At 64.7% G+C, this 19,728-nt stretch carries 12 protein-coding genes and 1 riboswitch; of the genes, 5 read left to right on the top strand and 7 right to left on the bottom strand.

Features of this window, described 5'->3' with window-relative positions; all coding sequences use genetic code 11:
- Positions 1-354: 354 nt before the first annotated feature.
- The 5 genes from XdyCFBP7245_RS06305 to XdyCFBP7245_RS06285 all read right to left on the bottom strand — a co-directional run bounded on the left by XdyCFBP7245_RS06305 (position 355) and on the right by XdyCFBP7245_RS06285 (position 9,789).
- On the bottom strand, positions 355-2,379 hold the full coding sequence (locus tag XdyCFBP7245_RS06305; protein WP_104614885.1) for an esterase/lipase family protein: 2,025 nt from the start codon (positions 2,377-2,379) through the stop codon (positions 355-357).
- Complete coding sequence (locus XdyCFBP7245_RS06300; RefSeq protein ID WP_104614884.1) at positions 2,379-3,416, bottom strand: DUF4105 domain-containing protein; 1,038 nt, start codon at positions 3,414-3,416, stop codon at positions 2,379-2,381. Before XdyCFBP7245_RS06300 ends, XdyCFBP7245_RS06305 begins: the two co-directional genes overlap by 1 nt.
- Complete coding sequence (locus XdyCFBP7245_RS06295; protein ID WP_104614883.1) at positions 3,413-3,985, bottom strand: TetR/AcrR family transcriptional regulator; 573 nt, start codon at positions 3,983-3,985, stop codon at positions 3,413-3,415. Before XdyCFBP7245_RS06295 ends, XdyCFBP7245_RS06300 begins: the two co-directional genes overlap by 4 nt.
- Before the next feature lie 80 nt (positions 3,986-4,065).
- Positions 4,066-6,780, bottom strand: coding sequence for a phosphoenolpyruvate carboxylase (ppc, locus tag XdyCFBP7245_RS06290; RefSeq protein ID WP_104614882.1), 2,715 nt, complete (start codon positions 6,778-6,780; stop codon positions 4,066-4,068).
- Positions 6,781-7,230: 450 nt separating this feature from the next.
- The gene (locus XdyCFBP7245_RS06285) at positions 7,231-9,789 is read right to left on the bottom strand and encodes a S9 family peptidase (RefSeq protein WP_244907775.1); all 2,559 of its coding nucleotides are present in this window, start codon (positions 9,787-9,789) and stop codon (positions 7,231-7,233) included.
- A gap of 180 nt (positions 9,790-9,969) precedes the next feature.
- Positions 9,970-10,084, top strand: a riboswitch (S-adenosyl-L-homocysteine riboswitch).
- A 31-nt stretch (positions 10,085-10,115) separates the two neighbouring features.
- Between XdyCFBP7245_RS06285 and ahcY the strand changes: the two genes are divergently transcribed.
- Both ahcY and XdyCFBP7245_RS06275 read left to right on the top strand, forming a co-directional pair.
- Positions 10,116-11,558: an adenosylhomocysteinase gene (gene ahcY, locus XdyCFBP7245_RS06280; RefSeq protein WP_104614881.1), complete on the top strand. Its 1,443-nt coding sequence runs from the start codon at positions 10,116-10,118 to the stop codon at positions 11,556-11,558.
- Between the two features lie 970 nt (positions 11,559-12,528).
- Entirely contained in the window at positions 12,529-13,122 is a 594-nt protein-coding gene (locus tag XdyCFBP7245_RS06275; RefSeq protein WP_104614880.1) for a porin family protein, read from the top strand.
- Between the two features lie 188 nt (positions 13,123-13,310).
- Here the strand turns inward: XdyCFBP7245_RS06275 and XdyCFBP7245_RS06270 are convergent, their stop codons facing one another.
- A complete protein-coding gene (locus tag XdyCFBP7245_RS06270; protein WP_104614879.1) occupies positions 13,311-13,868 on the bottom strand; it encodes a DUF3228 family protein in 558 nt (185 codons plus the stop codon).
- A 58-nt stretch (positions 13,869-13,926) separates the two neighbouring features.
- Entirely contained in the window at positions 13,927-14,472 is a 546-nt protein-coding gene (locus XdyCFBP7245_RS06265) for a DUF2058 domain-containing protein (RefSeq protein ID WP_104614878.1), read from the bottom strand.
- A gap of 167 nt (positions 14,473-14,639) precedes the next feature.
- On the opposite strand from XdyCFBP7245_RS06265, the gene XdyCFBP7245_RS06260 reads away from it, so the two are divergent.
- The 3 genes from XdyCFBP7245_RS06260 (at position 14,640) to XdyCFBP7245_RS24445 (ending at position 19,519) form a co-directional block, all read left to right on the top strand.
- On the top strand, positions 14,640-15,278 hold the full coding sequence (locus tag XdyCFBP7245_RS06260) for a hypothetical protein (protein ID WP_244907774.1): 639 nt from the start codon (positions 14,640-14,642) through the stop codon (positions 15,276-15,278).
- Between the two features lie 571 nt (positions 15,279-15,849).
- The gene (locus XdyCFBP7245_RS06255; RefSeq protein ID WP_170068554.1) at positions 15,850-17,220 is read left to right on the top strand and encodes an alpha-amylase family protein; all 1,371 of its coding nucleotides are present in this window, start codon (positions 15,850-15,852) and stop codon (positions 17,218-17,220) included.
- A gap of 628 nt (positions 17,221-17,848) precedes the next feature.
- Positions 17,849-19,519: a histidine phosphatase family protein gene (locus tag XdyCFBP7245_RS24445; protein WP_244907773.1), complete on the top strand. Its 1,671-nt coding sequence runs from the start codon at positions 17,849-17,851 to the stop codon at positions 19,517-19,519.
- Positions 19,520-19,728 lie beyond the last annotated feature (209 nt).

The raw sequence follows: 19,728 nt of genomic DNA, 5'->3' as shown, positions 1-19,728 counted from the left end.
CCTGATAGCACGAGCACGGTCAACAAGACGCCAAGGCTGGTACGGACGCTTGCCGAGGTAGCGGCGGCGCCAACGGCGAGTGCTTGCGCACGATTGCTGCGCCAGCGAAGAGAGACCGACCGGGCAGTGGCACGGCAGCGCGACAAGCCACAAGCGACGAGCGACGAGCGACGAGCGACGACACAAGGATGTTGTCAGCGGGCTATCTGCTGGATGCAAGGCGGGCCGCAACCATCAAGCGTCAGTTGCGTCCGTCGCGCCCGTCACCAGGCACGGCGCGCGCATCTGCACTGCTGCTCCACTGCGTTTATCGGCGACTACCCGCAACGTGCAGCGATCACGCGTGTCGCAGCCTTACAACATCGCAGGTGTCGCCGCAGGCACGGACGATGAAACCTGCGCAGGCGCCTCGCCGGCCTCGGCCTGCAATTGCGCATGCAGGATGCGGCGAATCTCCAGAATCGCCTGCGGGGTTTCCTGCACGCTGTGCCAGGAAGTCACCACCAATTCGGACGCAGCGCCGTCCAGATGCGCGCTGCGATAGGGCACCAGTCCATCGTCGGACTCGGCCAGCGGCACCTGCGGTTTTTCGCGGCCGATGATGGTGTGGTACCGCACCTGTGGCGAGATCGGCAGATCCATCGTGGCGCGCACGAACGGGTCGGTATCGCGCAGGTTGTCGATGCTGGTGGGCGGCAGCAGGCGCCCCGTGTGCCGGTGCTCGCCGCCGTGCTCCGCACGCTCGCTGTTGGCCAGATCCTGCAGCACACCACCGAAGTGATCCAGCAAGGCAACCGGCAGCCGCACCAGCCGGCGGACGAAGCGTCCAAGCCCACCCTCGGCCAGTGGCGTGCCGCGATGCGGTGCAGCGATGAAGATGGCGCGATCGATCTGCGGCATCGGCGAAAAATGCAGCAACGGCGACAACTTCGCGCGCACCCGTGCGCCACGCTCGCCTTCCAGCCGATAGTCCTGCAGCAGTGCGTTCCACAGCTGGTCGCCGGACGCAGACACCAACAGGCGCCCGATCACCCCGCCCATGCTGTGGCCGATCAACACCATGTCCTGCAAGGCGATCGCCGTGCCGGACGGGTCGAAGTGGCGCAGGCTGCGCTCTACCAACGCCTGGATTTCCGCACGATTGACCGCAATCGGCGCGTTGGTCGGGTAATACACCTGCCAGATCTGATAGCGCTGACGCAGGGTTTCATCGCCCATCACTTCATTGGCTACGTTGACCCACGCTTCCGGGCTGCTGGCCAGCCCATGCAGCATCAGCAGCACGCGGCGATTGGGGTCGTAGGGCTGCATCAGATACAGATGCGGGCGGTCGATGCCGCGCGCGCTGCCAAGCATCGAACGCAGCGATTGCGCCGCGAAGCCCGACTTGGCCAGCCAAAGCCCGTAGGCAGCGGTGAAGTTGGCCGCCAGCGGTACATGCTGACCATGCAACACCACTTCATTCTGGCGATACGGGTCGTACGGCACCACGGTCACCGCATCGGTCCGCAGCACTGCATCCAGGGTGTCGCCATCGAAGCGCAACAGCAGCGTTGCCGGTGCGTACGGCATCTCGCTGAAGGTCGGCATGGGGCATTCGGGCGGCGCACTTGCAGCGGCTACTTGCTGCAAGGCCAGCCCGGCCGGGTCGCCGACGACCTGGGGGTCCACTTCGGCCACCAGTTCGGCACCGAAGCCATCGCGTCGGTAGGTGCTGCGCAATCCATTGAAGCGCAGCGCCGAAGCGGCAAAGATCGCACGCGGCGTATTGCCGCCACCGGGCAACCGGTACGCGGACATATCGACGGCCACCTGCCAACGGCCCACCTGCGTCGGTGTGGGCACGGTGTCGCCGGCCTGCTGGGCGCGCGCAAACAAACGTTCGACCACCTGTTGCACGGCGTAGTTGTAGTAGTCGCGCACCTGCGTCTGGCGGTTTTCGAATGCGCGCGCACTCGGCACACGCGCAGTAAAGAACAGATAGGCATAGGCGTGCCGCGCGGCTTCCAGCCAGGCCTGCATCGCTGCGTCGCTCATCTGCGCCGGGTGGCGGCCGCTCAGGTCGATCGCGTGCGCGGTCCACAATTCGGCTTGCGTGGCAAGGCGGCGCTCATCGCCGATACCCGCCACATTCGTGAGCTGCTGCACGCAAGGCAGCGGCTGCGTGCGGCAGGCCTTGGGTTGCAGCCCGGCCACCTGCAAGGTCTCGCTGCCGGCCTGACTGAGCGCGCCGGTGCTGAGCACATCGCCACGCGTCTGCGCGATGTAGTCGCCGCTGTTGCGCGATTGCACCGTGACCATCGCGCAGCCGCTCAGCCACGTACACGCGAGGAGCGCCGCCAACCCCATGGCGGCGCGACGCAGACGCCTGTGCAGCATCACCGCGCTGCACTCGTCGACGCGCCGGGCGCTGGCGCCTGCGGCATGCCGGCGCGGATGCGTTCGGAGAAATCCGCTGCGGTGTCGGCGGCGATGGCACGCGCGGTGAAATGCCCGCGTTGCTTCAACGTCGCAAAGTCATAGCCCGGCATCAGGCCATGATGGTCGTACGCATATTCATCGGCGTAGCCGGACAGCAGCAAGCGGTGATCCAGCGGCAAGGTCGGCTGCAGCTGGCGCACCAGGGCGAACACGATCGTGGTGCAATTGCTGGTCAGCGTGTTGTAGAAGGCCGGCTTGCGATTCAAATCGTTGGCCAGCCCCACGTAGCCCATGAACATGCGGCGCAGGCCGGCCTTTGGAATGGCCAGGCGATACAGATACATGTCTTCGCCGCGCGCATTGGTGCGCACGCGCAGGATGTCGCGCTCGTCGGCGGCCACCAGGGTTTCTTCGAAGCTGCGAAAGAACCCGCCCACCGCAGAGAACGATTCGCCGCGTTCCTTACGGATTTCCAGCGAAAACACCACGTGCGAACCATCGTCGAAGCCGAACGACACCAGCGTGTGCGCAATCGCCGGGCCCATCCAGTACGACAACGCCAGGTCGGCGCTGACCAGGCGATCCAGATCGTACTGGCGGGTTTCCCAGCGCGGGACGTAGTTGGTTTCGCTACGCCAATCGAAATTACGCACGTTGTGCAGGGTGACGATGTTGCCGTGCACCTCCGGTTGCAGACGCTGGGCGACATCGTCGGCCCAGTCGCGGTCCTGGCTGGGCTGCATGAAGCCCCACGACACCGCCAGCACCACGAACGCGGCACCGAAGATACCCACCAGCGCCCAGTTCTCGCGGCCACGGCGCAAACCCCACAACGCAGCCAGCGCCATCGCGCACCACGATGCCACCCAACCGCCACGCACGACGGCATTTCCGGTGAGCGCGAAATAGATCGCCAGGCCGCCCCACAGCGCCGCCAGTACCAGCGCCACGCGCAGCGCCCAGCGGCCGATCACCGCGCGGGTAGCCGGTGTCATCGAGTGCCGCCTTCCGGCACGTGCATGCCCAGCGCGTGCATCAGCAGGTCTGCCGAGCGATGGGCAAGACGTTTGCGCTCGGCTTCGTCGTGACCGCGCAGGCAACTGCCCAGCATGTCGATCACCAGCAGCAGTTGCTCGTCGTCGACATCGGCCCGGCACAGGCGGGCGTCGCGGGCGCGCTGCACGAACGGCAAAAAGATCGCCACCGCGCGCCGGTCGGCCGCTTCCACCGCCGGGTGTGCACGTTCCATCGAGCGCCAGAAATCCACCAGCGGCGCAGACTGGGCGATGTGCTCGGCCACGTCGTGCAGCAACACGGCCAACCCATCCGGGCGGTCGGCCAGATCGGCGGCCAGCCGCTCCAGGCCATCCAGCCCGCGCGCCATCAAGGCGGTCATCAGTGCCTCGCGGTCCGGGAAATTGCGATACAGGGTGGCGCGGCCAAGGCCGGCACGCTCCACCACCAGTTCCAACGGGGCATTGACGCCGTGTTCGCTGAACACTTCGTCGGCGGCATCGAGAATCTGCCGGCGGCGCAGCGCGGCATCAGGGCGGGGAGTCGTCATCCCGGCATTATCGGACAGATTTGTCCGTTAACGCCAGAGTCCGCTTGACGATTCCGCCCCCTCTCCGACCAACGGTCGGATCAGCCGGTGTTCTGCACGCCTTGCGAGACGCCGTTGACGCAGGCGACCAGCGCGCGCAGCAAGTCGTCGTCTTCGCCATCGGTGGCACGCCAACGTTGCAGCAGGTCGACCTGCAACACGCTGATCGGGTCGATGTAGGGGTTGCGCAGGCGGATCGACAACGCCAGCCGCGGGTCGTGCTGCAGCAACGATTGCTGTTGCAGCAGCGCCTTGACCCAGCGCTTGGTCAGCGCCAGTTCGTCGCGAATCTGCGCGAAAAACCGCGTATGCAGGTCACCCGATAGACGCGAGAACAGTTCGGCGATGTTGAGGTCGCCCTTGGACAGCACCATGGCGATGTCGTCCAGGAAGGTGCGGAAGAACGGCCAGTCCTGCGCCATCTCGCGCAAGCTGTCTTCATGCCCGGCATCCACCGCCGCCTGCAAGCCGCTGCCCACGCCGTACCAACCCGGAATCACCGCACGCGCCTGGCTCCAGGCAAACACCCACGGAATCGCGCGCAGATTCGACAATGCCGCGTCCTGGCCCAGCCGGCGCGATGGACGCGAGCCCAGCGTCATGCGTTCGATCACATCGATCGGCGTGGCCAGGCGGAAGTACTGCATGAAATCCGGCGCACCGACGAAGGCGCGATACGCCACCGTGCTGCGTTCGGCAACCAGATCCATCACCGGCCGCCAGTTGTCCTCGCGCGGCTCGGGTGCGCGCGGACGCAGGCTGGACAGCAATACCGCGCCGGTCATCTGCTCCAGCGAGCGCAATGCCAGCGCACGAATGCCGTACTTGCGATGGATCACCTCGCCCTGCTCGGTGACGCGCAAACGACCATCGACGCTGCCGCGCGGCGCGGCATCCAGCGCACGGCTGGTCTTGCCGCCGCCACGGGCGATCGAGCCGCCGCGGCCATGGAAAAATGTGAGCCGCACGCCGAGCTCGGCGGCTGCTTCCAGCAGCTCGACCTGCGCGCGCTGCAGACCCCAGCGCGAAGCCGCGATGCCGCCGTCCTTGCCGCTGTCCGAATAGCCCAGCATCACCATCTGCGTGTCGCCACGCGCGGCCAAATGCTGGCGATACACCGGGTCGGCCAACAGGTCCTGCACGGTGCCGGTGCCGCCACGCAGATCGTCCACGGTTTCGAACAGCGGCACGATATCCAGCGGCACCGCACCGGCGTCATCGACCAGGCCACCACGCCGCGCCAAGGCGAGCACGGTGAGCACATCGGCGCGGTTATGCGCCATCGAGATGATGTAACTGCCCAGCGCATCGGCACCGTGGCGCGTGCGTGCATCGGCAAGTGCGGCGAACACCGCATCCAGCCGCGCGTTGCCTTCATCGTCTACTTGCGGCAATGCCTGTTCGCCGGACGCGTATGGGCCCAGCAGCGCGGCGCGCTGTGTAGAGTCCTGCGCGTCCCAGTCATCCTGGCCCAAGGCATCGGCCACCGCGCGCGCATGCACGCTCGATTCCTGACGCACATCCAGCCGCGCCAGATGGAACCCGAAGCTGCGCACGCGCCACAACAGCCGGCGCACCGCAAACCACCCGGCGTGCAGACCCTTGTTGGCCTGCAGGCTGTCCAGGATCAGTTGCAGATCGTGTTCCAGCTCCGATGGTGCGCTGTAGGCGCCATCGGCATCGTCCAGCGTGGCCTGCAGCCGTGCGCGCATCAGGTCGTTGAGCAGCCGGTACGGCATGTCGCCGTGGCGTGGGCGCGAGCGCGCAGCCGCGTCCGGCAGCAAGGCGCGGTAACGCTCCAGTTGCGCGTTCAACGCCGGGCTCACCGCCACCAACGTGGTCGACTGGCTGAGCAGGCTGGCCAGTTGCCAGAGTTCTTTCTGGTAACGGTCCAGCACCGCGCGGCGCTGCGCATCCAGCGTCCCGGCGATGGTGGTGGCATCCACATTGGGATTGCCGTCCATGTCCCCGCCCACCCAGGTGCCGAAGCGCAGCAGGCGCGGCAGGGTCGGCACGCTGCCGTAGGTTTCTTCGATGGCGTGTTCGAGGGTTTCGTACATCACCGGGATAACGCGATAGAGCACCTGGGTGAGATAGAACCCAACGTGCTCGCGTTCGTCGTCCACGGTGGGACGCACCGGCGAGGAGTCGGCGGTCTGCCACGAAGCGGTCAGGGCCATGCGGAAACGCGCCGCATCGCTGGCGCGCTCGTTGGGCGTGCGCATGCCGTCGAGGTTGTCGACCAGGCTGGCGACCATCAGCTGTTCTTTTTCCAGCAGCGCGCGGCGTACCGCTTCGGTCGGGTGCGCGGTGAACACCGGCTCCACGTCGATGCGCGGTAGCCACTCGCTGAGTTCTTCCAGCGTCACGCCCTGCGCCTTGAGCCGGCGCAGGGCATCGTGCAGGCCATCGGGCTGCGGCGTATCGATGCCGCTGCGCTGGTACTCGCGGCGGCGGCGGATGCGATGCACGCGCTCGGCGATGTTGACCACCTGAAAATACGTGCTGAAGGCCCGTACCAGCGACTCGGCATCGCGCGGCTCACGGCCGGTCAGCTGCTCGCTCAGCGTGGAGGGCGGCGCATCGCTCTCGCGCCGCGCAATGGCGGTGGTACGGACGCGTTCGATTTCATCGAGGAATTCCGCAGACACCTGCTCGGCGAGCAGATCGCCAACCAGTGCACCCAGGCGACGCACATCGTCGCGCAAGGGAAGATCGGGGGTAGCGAACACAAGACTGCTGCGGTACTCGTTCATCGGAAACGCACACCCTCATCAAAGCGCAAAGTCGTCGAAGACTAACCCAAAAGGATTAGAGGGTTGCGACAAGCGCGACGGTTTCAGCACGAACTATCGCACCCAGGCACGACGACTTGCGTACGGCCGCGATGAGGCGTGATCGACCCACTCTACGATCGCGCACGCCAACGCATGCATGCAGCGCCCCTCCGCACTGCACGCCACACGCATCCTGCGAACACATAGGCAACCACCCTCGTAGGAGCGCACCCGGGCGCGACGAGGCTTGACCGCCGCACTCTACGATCGCGCACGCCGACGCAAGCCTGCAGCGACCCTCCGCATTGCACGCCACACGCATCGTGCGACCACATGGGCAACCGCCCTCGTAGGAGCGCACCTGGGCGCGACAAGGCTTGATCGGTAACACCTCATCGCGCGCAGCTCCGCAGCACCAGCGCCTCTCGATCAACGAGTACCCGGAGCGCCGGTCTCTTTCACCGGCTCGCCAAGATTGCTGTTCAACCACTGTTCGCTCTCGGCCAGCATCTGCAGGATCGATTGCCGCGCGCGATACGCATGCGATTCGTTGGGCAGCAGTACCAGCTTCGCGGTGCCGCCAAGGCCCTTGATCGCGGCGAACAGGCGCTCGCTCTGGATCGGGAAGGTACCGGTGTTGTTGTCGTCCTGGCCGTGGATCAGCAGCAGCGGGTCCTTAATCTTGTCGGCGTAGTTGAACGGCGACATCGCCTGATACACCGATTGCGCCTGCCAGTAGTTGCGTTCTTCGGCCTGGAAACCGAACGGGGTGAGCGTGCGGTTGTACGCGCCGCTGCGGGCGATGCCGGCTTTGAACAGGCGCGTATGCGCGAGCAGATTCGCGGTCATGAAGGCGCCATACGAATGCCCACCGATGGCGATGCGCGCGCGGTCGGTGACCCCGCGCCGCACCACTTCATCCACCGCCGCCTGCGCATCGGCGATCAGCTGCGGCACGTAAGTGTCGTTGGGTTCGGCATCGCCTTCGCCGACGATCGGCATGGTCGGGTTGTTGAGCACCACATAGCCGATCGCCAGAAATGCCTGCGGGCCCCAGTAGCTGATCGCATTGAAACGATACGGCGAGTCGGTGACCTGGCTGGCGGTGTCGGCGCTTTTGAACTCGCCCGGGTAGGCCCACATCAGCAGCGGCCGCGGGCCGTCGCGTTTGGGGTCGTAACCGGGCGGCAGCAACAGTGTGGCGGTGAGGTCCACGCCATCGGCACGCTTGTAGCGGATCTGCTCCTTCTGCACGCCACGCAACTGCGGCAATGGATGTGCGAACTGCGTCAACGCACGCGGTGCAGGCGCCGCATCGCCCAGTGCCTGCACGAAGTAGTTGGCCGGTTCTTCAGGCGATTCGCGGCTGAGCAGCAGTTGCGTGCCTTGCGCATCCAGCAGCGCCAGGGGCGCGGAATAGGTGGGCGCCTGCGAATGGAACAACCGCGTGGCGCGCTTGCTGTGCAGATCGAAGCGATCCACAAACGGGCGGTCGCCTTCCGGCGAGGCGCCCTTGCCGAGCAGGAACAGGCTATTGCCGTCGGCACTGGTCTGCAGCAGCGGACGGCCCTTGCCGTCGGCCACCGTCGCCGGGGTTCCCGGGTCGTTGTAGCGGTCCTGCGAGGAGCGGTCCCACAGCAGCTCGGGCGCTTGCTTGGGCTGATCGGGGGCGATACGCCATTGTTTGATGCGGCGGGTCTTCCACCAGCTTTCGCTCAGGATCGCCAGATCGCCACGGCCCCACTGGATGCCGTCGAATCGGCTTCCCAGCTGCGCCAGCGTCACCGGCGCACGCGTGAACGGCGCGGCCTGCATCCGCACCGCATCGCGGATCTTGCTCTCGCGTGCCGGGTCGCCGCCGTCCTGTGCCTCGGCCCACACCAGCGTGGCCGGCGCATCGGCGCGCCAGGCGATATCGCGCACGCCGGTGGGCACCGCGTCGTTGCCGGTCGGCAGGCCTTCCACCAAGGGCAACTGGGCGATCTGGCGCACCAGCCTGCCCTGCAGATCCAGCACCTCGATCCGTCGGGCGAAGTTGTCGACCGGCACCAGGTACGAGAACGGCCGCTCGCTGCGTTCGCTCAGGATGTAACGGCCATCCGGCGATACCGAGAGGTTGAGGTAGATACCGGGCGCGGCAATCGGGCGCACCTGCCCGCTCACCGTGACGATGATCGGCTGGCCGGTCGCGTAGTACTCGAACACGCGCGCATCGGCCTCGTTGCGCAGCAGGTCCTGATAGGTCGGCAGCGAGCGTACTCCGGCCGCGGCGCTGGTCTGCTGGATCGCCGGGCCGTCCGGTGTCGCATCGCGCGCCGGCGGTGCACCCTGCCCGTCCACTTGCCGTTGCAGCAGCAACCCGCTGCCATCGGGCAACCAGCGCAACGCGTCGTTGACGCTGGTGTTCAAGCCGGCCACCAGACGCCGCGCCTGCCCGGCGGCCACGTCCACCAGCCACAGCTCGTTGGCGCCGCTGGCGGCATCTTCGCGCCGGAACGCCAGGTAGCGCTGATCCGGCGACCAGCTCTGGTCCGCCAGCGACAACGGCGACGGCAGCCCGGCAATCTGGCGCTCGCTGCCGTCGGCCACCGCCAGCAGCCACAGCTTGCTGGCGAAGGAGAAGCGGCTGGCCGCGTGGGTCTTGGGGTGGATGCGCACGCCGGCCAGCTTGAGTTCGGGCTGGGCCACCTCGGCGATATCCGGCAACGCCGGCAACTGCAGCATCGCGGCCAGGTCGCGCTTGGGCGACAACTGCAGCAGCGGCGCGCGCGGCGCGTCCACCACCGCCTGCAGCGCCGGGGACGGCAGCCGATAACCGCTGCTGGCCGCTGCCGCCGGCGGGGATGCCGGCACGCCGGCCGCCGAGGCCAGCAGCGGCGCACCCAGGACCGTCAGCAACAGCGCACGCGCCAGTGCCCGGCCGGTCACCACAGCATCGAGCGGATGGCCGCCGGGCCTGGCAAGCGGCGACGCATCGAGCGCCGGCATACCGCGCCCTTCATCGCCGTGCCGGCACCCGTGGTGCGCTTTCCGTTTGGCCTGCATGTCCGTTCCCCGCTCTGGATCGACTCCGGACCATAGCAGCCGCTCGTCGGCTGCTCCCCCTGCCGTTGGTTGGGGTGAGCGGCAATTCATGCCGGACGGGGGTGCTGCCGATATAATCTGACCCTCGTCGAGGGGCGCTGCGACCGCTATGGCAGATCGATCTGCCAACTGCACCAACCGTGCAGACACATACGGCCAGGCTCGACAGGGATTTCTCGTTCAACGGCGCCCGGAATTGCAGACATTCGCCTGCCTACCGGAGCAATTGCATGAACGCTGTCGCAAAAACCGCTGCAAACGACGACTTCAAGGTCGCCGACCTCTCGCTGGCCGATTGGGGTCGCAAGGAGCTGGACATCGCCGAGCACGAGATGCCGGGCCTGATGTCGATCCGCCGCAAGCACGCACAGAGCAAGCCGCTGAAGAATGTGCGCATCACCGGCTCGCTGCACATGACCATCCAGACCGCGGTGCTGATCGAAACGCTCAAGGACATCGGCGCCAACGTGCGCTGGGCCTCGTGCAACATCTTCTCCACCCAGGATCACGCCGCCGCCGCCATCGCGGTCAGCGGTACGCCGGTGTTCGCCTGGAAGGGCGAGACGCTGGAAGAGTACTGGGACTGCACCCTGGACGCGCTGACCTTCACCCTGCCCGACGGCACCCTGACCGGCCCGGAGCTGGTGGTGGACGACGGCGGCGACGTCACCCTGCTGATCCACAAGGGCTATGAGCTCGAAAACGGCAGCACCTGGGTCGACGAGCCGGCGTCCTCGCACGAAGAAAGCGTGATCAAGGCGCTGCTCAAGCGCGTGGCCGTCGAGCGCCCGGGTTACTGGGCTCGCGTGGTCAAGGACTGGAAGGGCGTCTCCGAAGAGACCACCACCGGCGTGCACCGCCTGTACCAGATCGCCGAAGCCGGCAAGCTGCTGATCCCGGCCATCAACGTCAACGACTCGGTCACCAAGAGCAAGTTCGACAACCTCTACGGCTGCCGCGAGTCGCTGGCCGATGGCCTGAAGCGCGCGATGGACGTGATGCTGGCCGGCAAGGTCGCCGTGGTCTGCGGCTACGGCGACGTGGGCAAGGGCAGCGCCGCCTCGCTGCGTAACTATGGCGCCCGCGTCATCGTCACCGAGATCGACCCGATCTGCGCCCTGCAGGCATCGATGGAAGGCTACGAGGTCAACACCATCGAATCCACCCTGGGCCGCGGCGACATCTATGTCACCACCACCGGCAACAAGGACATCATCACCGTCGAGCACCTGCAGGCGATGAAGGACCAGGCCATCGTGTGCAACATCGGCCACTTCGACAACGAGATCCAGGTCGATGCGCTGAATGCACTCAAGGGCGTGGAGAAGATCAACATCAAGCCGCAGGTGGACAAGTACGTGTTCCCCAACGGCAACGCGATCTTCCTGCTGGCCGACGGCCGCCTGGTGAACCTGGGCTGCGCCACCGGCCACCCGAGCTTCGTGATGTCCAACTCGTTCGCCAACCAGACCCTGGCGCAGATCGACCTGTGGGAAAAGCGCGATACCTACGAGAAGAAGGTCTACATCCTGCCCAAGCACCTGGACGAGGAAGTGGCCCGCCTGCACCTGGAAAAGATCGGCGTCAAGCTGACCACCTTGACCAAGGATCAGGCCGATTATCTCGGCGTGGACGTGGCCGGCCCGTACAAGCCGGACCATTACCGCTACTGAGTGATGGGGCGAGTGATCGCCCTTGCAACGATTTGAAACAGACGGGCGCCGCAAGGCGCCCGTTTTCGTTTGCGATGACCTAATCGGGCGTTCGATCGCGGCCACATTGCCCGCCACACTCGGCAAACGAATCCCTTGGGCATGGGACGCTTGCGCCAGCAGCAGGCCATGCCTGGGCACGACAACAGCCTGTCGCATGCCGCCCATCGAACGTGCCGAACCTGTCCATCTGCAGCAGAGCCGATATCGCGCCTTGCACAAATGGAGCTGCTTCGTTGAAAACATCCACCCAATACGTCGAGGCCATCATCGAAGACAGCATCCGCTGTTGTGTGTCCGCCGGGCCCGCTACCCAAGCAACTTCTCGTTGCAGGAATCCAGACAGGCCATGGCATCTGTATGACCTATGACACGCAGGGCGCACTGTGCGAAGCACCGACATATCTTCAATCGCTGCAATTATCTTTCGCCGACGCGCTCGGTGGCTGGACGCCGGCTGGCGTGTTCGCTCATCTACGTGACGAAAGACAGCTTCACGTGCCGATACGCACACGCACCTGGGGTGGTCAGGACCAACCGGAAATCGGGATTGGCTAGACCATGAGCAACACACATGCGTCCAGCGCCCGCAAAACATCATGCTCCCATCCACTGGTCAGCCATGCCGTTGCGGCAGCATGCGTGCCAACCGCTCTGCCGTGATCTCAAGAACTGCGGTATCGGCGAGGTTGATAGACACTCGATAGGTCTGCACAAGCGCAGTTTCGCGTCATGCGCGATTGAACCGATCGGCCAAGATGCACGGCCGAAGGACCTTGCTTCATGTCTCATGGTGCGCGGTTGCGCACGTGCGCCGATGGCTAACAACTTTCCAAACTCCGCTCACTAGTCTCGCGCTGCCACGTTAGTGCCTCGCGCAGCGTGCATTCGTGCCTTCTTCAGCGTGATGACTCAATCAAGAGAACTTTTCATGAAAAACACCATGGTCGCGTTAGTCCTTTCGGTCCTGGCGTTGACAGCCGTGTCCGACGTCTCTGCACAGACCGCTCCCGGCGACGGATCGGGCTGGTTCGTCAACGGAGGCGTTGGCCGCACCTCGCTCAAGAGCGGGCCGTACGATGGCAGCGATACCGGTTACAACGTTTCCGCCGGCTATCGCTGGAACATGCTGTTTCCTTGGCTTTCCATTGGCCTGGAAGCTGGCTACAACGATCTTGGCAATATCCAGGCCAAGAATCTGTTCAACAGTGGCGCAGTCGTGGAAGACGAGAGCCAACTGCGAGGGTGGACGGTCGGTGTGAATCAGCACTTCGCACTGGGCGACAAATGGTATGCCAGCATGCGCGGCGGGCTGTATGGCTGGAAGGGTCAAGGTTTGAGCAATGACACCGTGTCGGACCGCTCCGACCTGGACAAGCTATCGTGGTATGCAGGTGCCGGCGTTGGCTACAACCTGGGCGAGCATTTCAGCGTTGGCGTCAATTACGACCATTACAACGCCAAGAAATTCGACGTGGACCTGAGCACCGACAGGGCCTCAATGAATGCCGAGTACCGGTTCTAGAAAAGCGCCGAACGACAAACAACGACTGTCGTCCTGACACAAACACACACAGCTCGGCGCCGCCCTTGAATACGCCCTGCGCAGGCGGCAATGCGGCGCCGCACAGCAGATACACGCCTGGACTCCCGGTCAGTCGACCTTTCATGCCGCGCGGGAAACCGCGCGGCGCAAGTCAAGGTAGGCGCTCGCTAGGGCCTCCAATTCGCATTGCGCTCCCAGAACGCCACGCTGCGTCGATACGCGTCGCGATCCAGCGGCACGCCCGAGCCGCCCTCTTCCACGCCTAGCGCATTGCGCAACATGGTGATCGGCGTCATCGGGATTTCGTCCGGCTCGGCGGTGTAGAGGCAACCGACCACGCCCCAGTCCGCATCGATGGGTGCGCCTTCCTTGGCCAGCTGATCGCGGCTGTACAGGATCGGCAGCATGTACTGCGCGACCGGCGGCTCGACGCCTTCGAACCAGCGCACCAACACCGGCAATTCCTGCGTGTTGCGCGCTTCGTAACCGGAGCGCAGCAGGTGACGGTTTTCTGCGCTGATCGGTACCGTCAGGCAACGGGTGCTGGTCCAGTTGCGGTGCACATGCAGCTGGCAAAACGCCGCGTAGCCTTCGATCACGCGCAGCGGTGGCGTGTCGTTGAGATGCTGGATGAACTGCTCGGCGGTACAGTCCTGGATCGCATTGCGACGGCCATCGCGCGGAAACAAACGGGGGCGGGCAAACGGCGTGAGAACGATCGACATGGCAACGGGGCCGGCGGCAAAGAGCGCCAGGGTAACGCGCAGTGCTGCGCGCGACCACTTACCAGATCAGATCGTCAGGCACCTTGAACTGGCTGTAATAGTCATCGTCGCTATCGCCCGATGGCGGCGCGGGGCTGCGGGCGTGATCCAGCACCACAGTGCCTGGATCGCGGCTGTAGACCTTGTCGGCAGCCACGCGCGGAATCAGCTCGAAACCGTCGCCGTGCCGCACGATCACCAATGCGCTACTGGCCAATTGGCTGCGCAACGCGGGACTAACCAGCACGCTGCGGATGACGCTGCCATCGTTGAAGCGATAGTCGATCTCGCCTTCGCGCTTGACCTTGCTGGTCTCCACGATCTGGCGCACCTGCGCCAGCACTTCCTGCTTGCGCAGCTGCGCGTTGCGTTCTTCGGCCAGCGCCCGATCGCGCTCGGCACGCTCGGCCTGCAAGCGCGCCGCATCCACCTTGTCGGCATCGGCAGGGGTGACCGCTCCACCCTTGGCGTGCCGTTGCTTGACCTGCTCGCGCGCAACCTTGTCCACCTGGGCTTTTTTGACCAGGCCAGCCTTGAGCAGCTGTTCTTGCAGTGGATTACGCATGGGCGACATCGACAGTGGACTAGCGGCTAGTTTAACGCGACCGGCGCCAGGCACCTGCGTGGCCGGTCCGGCCCGTCGCTATCCCCCGCCGCGAGGCGCCCGACAGGTGCGCGACCGGCTAAACAGCGCTTATGATGTACCACTTCCATATAGTTCAAGGACGAATGATGATCATCTGGGGATCGGGCGGCGACGTCATCGCACTCGGCGCCGCCGACGGCGCGCATTGCGACCAATGCGCGCAACAGCGCAGTTTTCGCAATGTCCTGCATTACCGCTATGCGCACCTTTGGTACATCTTCAGCTGGGTCACCAAGAAGCAGTACCTGCGCGTGTGCGACGGCTGCAACCACAGCACCCTGCTGGACACCAAAACCTTCGAAGCGTCCCAGGGCAAGCCGCCGATTCCTGCCTACCGCAGGTTTGGCGGGCTGGTGCTGCTCGGGTTGATTGCGATCCTGGTGGTTTTTGGCGCCTACAGCGCCTCGCAGACATCCAAGCAGGACAACGCGCTGCTGGCGCAGCCTGCGGCGGGCGACTTGTACACCGTGGACCTGCAGACGGTGGTGCCCGGCGCCTACGATGGACACGCCTACGGTGTGGTGCGGGTGCAGAGCGTCAGTGGCGAAACCATCACCCTGGCCCTGCCGCAAAAGGGCTTCAGCAAGTGGAAGGGCGCCGAGCGCGATGCGGGCGGCAGCGCCGCCAAGCAGCCGGCGTATTACACCGACGAACACATCGAGCTACCGCTGAGCAAACTGCAGGATTTGCACACACGCGATGAGCTCCGCCACGTGTATCGCTGAGTACCCTTCGCCAGCCGGTGCAGCATGTACTGCACCGGCGCACTGCGCTGCAATACATGGTGTTTACGACGTTTCTGCCCAGTGTTGTTGCGTAGACCGCTCAAGGCAGCTTCAAATACGTTGCAACGTCGAGCGCAATCACGCTGCCTAGCGAACACCGCTAGCACTGACTGCAGCATCCCACGACTGCGATGGCCATCGTCGATGGCAATACGTCGCTAACCACCCGCGTTAGCCGCGCAGACACCCCAGCGTGATGCAACGCGCACCAGCCGCAGCGGAAGGGGCGCGTTTGTGCGACCAACCACGCTGTCGCTGTCGAACCCTGCGCGCAGTTTGGCGGTTCGCTGCATTGAATACGTATGCACACCAGCGATGTTGCGGCGCGATGCGCGCTTAGCATCACCGCGCGCTGCACGCCGTGCGCGCGCTTTCCGGAACAGGGGCCGGAGGCCTTGATGTGGGCATCGCGGACTGCGCGGATGCTCGCGCTTACCGACTGGAGAACCATCCGATGCGCAATACGCCTGCTCATGCTCCACCCTCGCTCATGCAGCGATGCGGCCGCCTGCTGCTGACAGCGCTGGTCTTGCTGCTGACCACCGCCAATGTGCAGGCCGATGTCATCCTGCATGCCTTCAACTGGCCATACGCCACCGTGGAAGCACGCGCCAAACAGATCGCCGATGCCGGCTATCGCAAGGTGCTGGTGGCCCCGGCCTATCGTTCGCAAGGCAGCGCGTGGTGGGCGCGCTATCAACCGCAGGATCTGCGCGTGATCGACGGCCCGCTGGGCGACACCGCTGCGTTTTCGCGCATTGTGCAGGCGCTGGCCAACAATGGCGTGGAAACCTATGCCGACGTGGTGCTCAACCACATGGCCAACGAAGCGGCGACGCGCTCGGACCTCAACTACCCCGGCAGTGCGGTGTTGTCGCAGTACGCAGCCAACCCGGGACGTTACGATGCGCTGCGCCTGTTCGGCACCTTGCAGTCGAACTTTCTGAGCGCCAGCGACTTTGGCCCGGCGCAGTGCATCACCAACTACAACGACGCCTTCCAGGTGCGCAATTACCGCATCTGCGGCGGCGGCAGCGACCCGGGCTTGCCGGATCTGGTCGGTAACGACTGGGTGGTGCAACAGCAGCGCGCCTATCTGCAGGCACTCAAGGGCCTGGGCGTGACCGGCTTCCGCGTGGATGCGGCCAAGCACATGACCTTCGATCATCTGAACCGCGTGTTCGATGCCGGCATCCGCTCCGGCGTCTATGTGTTCGGCGAAGTGATCACCGGCGGCGGCACCGGCAATGGCGATTACGATCAGTTTCTGGCGCCATATCTGCAATCCACGCCGCATGCAGCCTACGACTTTCCGTTGTTCAACGCAGTGCGCAATGCATTCGCGGTCGGTGCCAGCATGCAGCAGCTGGTGGACCCGGCCAGCAGCGGCCAGGCATTGCCGGGCAATCGCGCGGTGACTTTCGCCATCACTCACGACATTCCCAACAACGACGGCTTCCGTTACGCCATTCTCGACCCGGTCGACGAAACCCTGGCCTATGCGTATCTGATCGGCCGAAACGGCGGCATGCCGATGGTCTACACCGACAACAACGAGAGCGGCGACAACCGTTGGGTCAACGCCTACCAGCGCGACGACCTGCGCCGCATGATCGGCTTCCACAATGGCGTGCAGGGCACCGATATGCAGGTGTTGTCGTCCAGTTCCTGCCACATCCTGTTCCGTCGCGGCAGCCTGGGCATCGTGGGCATCAACAAATGCGGCAACCCGGTCACCACCACCGTCGGCATGAACAACAGCGTGCTTTACTGGAATGCAGACTACGTGGACGCGCTGGGCTCGGGCAACGTGGTGCGCATCACCAGCGGCTCCTACACGTTTACCCTGCCGGCACGCGGCACGCGGATGTGGCGGCGCTAATCCCGACCGCAGAAATGCGCCGACCGGCGTTGCCTGCATGAGCAGGTGATGTACATCGCACCTGCGCACCAGTAAGTAACCAGATATCGCAAGCAGGCGACCAATAGGAACGCTGCGTGATCGCCACGTGTTGTTGAACGCATCAACCAACCCCTGCGCCGCATTCCGCGTGCGCAGGGGTTGTGCGTTTGCAGGCAGCACGACCGCTTCGCATCGCGCAACGGCACTGCGCGCATGTCGCCGCGCTCGATGACGCGCAGGCATGACGCAACCGGTGCGATCGACACATTCTTGCTCAGCAGATGAATCGATCGATAAAAACAGCGTGCGCGTTGCAACGGAACGCCCGGCTCGCCGGACCTACTGGCAATCGGATGCATGCTGCCCACTTGCCCACATGGCATGCAGCCGGTTGACCGCGAGCCGATGGCCTTGCCGCATGAGCAATGATCGACACAACGTCGCAAGTAACCGTCACATGGGCCGACGGCGCGAGGCACCGACGGATACGCGGCCTATGCCGCATCCATCAGCGGTCGCCTGGCAGCTGTGCAGGCGCCGTGTCGGCAACTCGTGTTGCAACGCTACCGGACTCACCGATCAGTGGTGCATTACCGGAGCCCAGCCCATGCCTTTGTACTTCGTCCGTCATGGCGAGTCGCTCGCAAACGAACAGAACTATTTTGCAGGCGCGCAGAACTCGCCACTCACCTCGCTGGGCCGTCGTCAGGCGCACCAGGCAGCCGACGACGTTCGTCAACGCGGGCTGCACTTCGATCAGGTCCACGTGTCCACGCTCGAACGCGCGCAGGTAACCGCGGCCATCATCCTGGAAGGCGTCACCGGGACACCGCAGGTGATCACCAGCGCTGCATTGGTAGAGCGCGACTTCGGCATCTTCGCCGGCAAAAACAAAACGCTGATCAAGAAGTCGATCGGCCACCGCCTCTACGACGCCTGCTTCCACGATGCCGACGGCGCGCCACCCGATGGCGAACACTGGATGGACATGTATGCCCGCTGCAAACATTATTACGATACCGTGCTTGCGCCATTGGACAGGCAAGGCAAGCAGGTGCTGGTGGTGGCGCACAAATACATCGTCGAGGTGTTTGCGCTGATCGCCTCCGGCCTGCCACCTGCCGACTACATCGACTTCCGGCTGCCCAACTCCCGGCCGCTGTCGTGGGACGAGCTCAAGCAGATGACTGCGCGCAGTTCCTCACGCATGAACTATCTGGGCGAGCAAGCCGAAATCCATCTCCTGCAATGGATGTTACTGGCCGCGCTAGGCGGATTCGCGCTGTCGTGCGCAGGCGTGCGAGTGCCACATATTGCCAGCACTACGGCCATCGTCGTCTTGCTGGCAGTCAATGCGTTTTTCCTGTCGGTACGCATCGAGGCCGGCGCCTTGCGGTTGACGCGAGGGCCGGAGAACATTGCGCTGTGCGTGATCAGCGTGGCACGCGCGCTCTGCGCCATGCTGTTGCTCACACAGTTCCAGAACGAATGGATCCATGTGATCGGCCTGCTATTGATCGTGCCGCCAGCGTTGTCGGTGCCGACCTTCTCGCTGGCGCGCGGCGGCGATTACTTCTTTGCAGCGCGCTATACGTTGGTGTTGTCGGTGCTGCTGCCGCTGCTGTTGCTGGTGTTGGTTGTGGATCACCGCGAGCTGCTGGGCAACGCGCATGCGCTGGAGCGGTTCTTCGTGGTGCTGCTGCTTGCCTTGGCGCTGCCCTCGCTGGCCGCACAGGGATGGCGGCGGGCGCGCCCGATCGCGGCCGGCAAGCTCGCAACCAACTGGGGCTGGGTGGGCGCATTGACGATGGTGCCGATGGCCTTGCTGGTCGGGCTGCGCACCGAAGGAACCGCACTTGTGCACGCATTGATGGATGGCGGCTGGTACGCCTGGGGAGCATTGCTGCTGCCGTTTACGCTATTGCTGGCGTGCCGCGTGGGCAGTGCCATGTACTTGCGCGCGCACCAGCGCGTGACCGGCAAGCAGATCGACGCCGGCATTGCGGCGGATATTCACCTGCTGCAGACCTCGCCCAATATCTTCCTGTGGCTCAGTCTGTTGTTACCTGGCACGTTTACGCATGCGCCCACGCTGGTCGCAGGCACCTTGCTGGGTTTCTTCGCGTTTGCGTTGCTCGATGAGACGTGGGTGGTCAGGCGCTTCCGCGCGCAGATCACCCCAGCGCTGCGCAAGCCGGCGAGTGCACCCATCGCGGTGGCGGGTGTCCGCAATGCCGATAACGTCGAGCAAGACGACGTGGCGCTGGAAAGCCGTTGATCGGCACTGGCAGCAGCGGCGCTGCCCCTGCGCGTGTGGCGCGATGGCATTGAAGTCACCGTGCAAATACCCGACCCCGACAAAACAACACCGACCAACGGCCGGTGTTGTTCATCCTTAGGGAAGGTCTGAACAACGAGGCCTAAGAGGGCAGAATGTCCGCATCGTTCCGGAGAATCGCGTTTGGATCTTCGGAGTTTCGCCATTTC

The sequence above is a fragment of the Xanthomonas dyei genome, assembly GCF_002939865.1.
GTDB classification, from domain to species: Bacteria; Pseudomonadota; Gammaproteobacteria; order Xanthomonadales; family Xanthomonadaceae; genus Xanthomonas; species Xanthomonas dyei.
The sequence above is the reverse complement of the archived record's forward strand: the minus strand, read 5'-3'. Positions and strand labels throughout refer to the sequence as shown.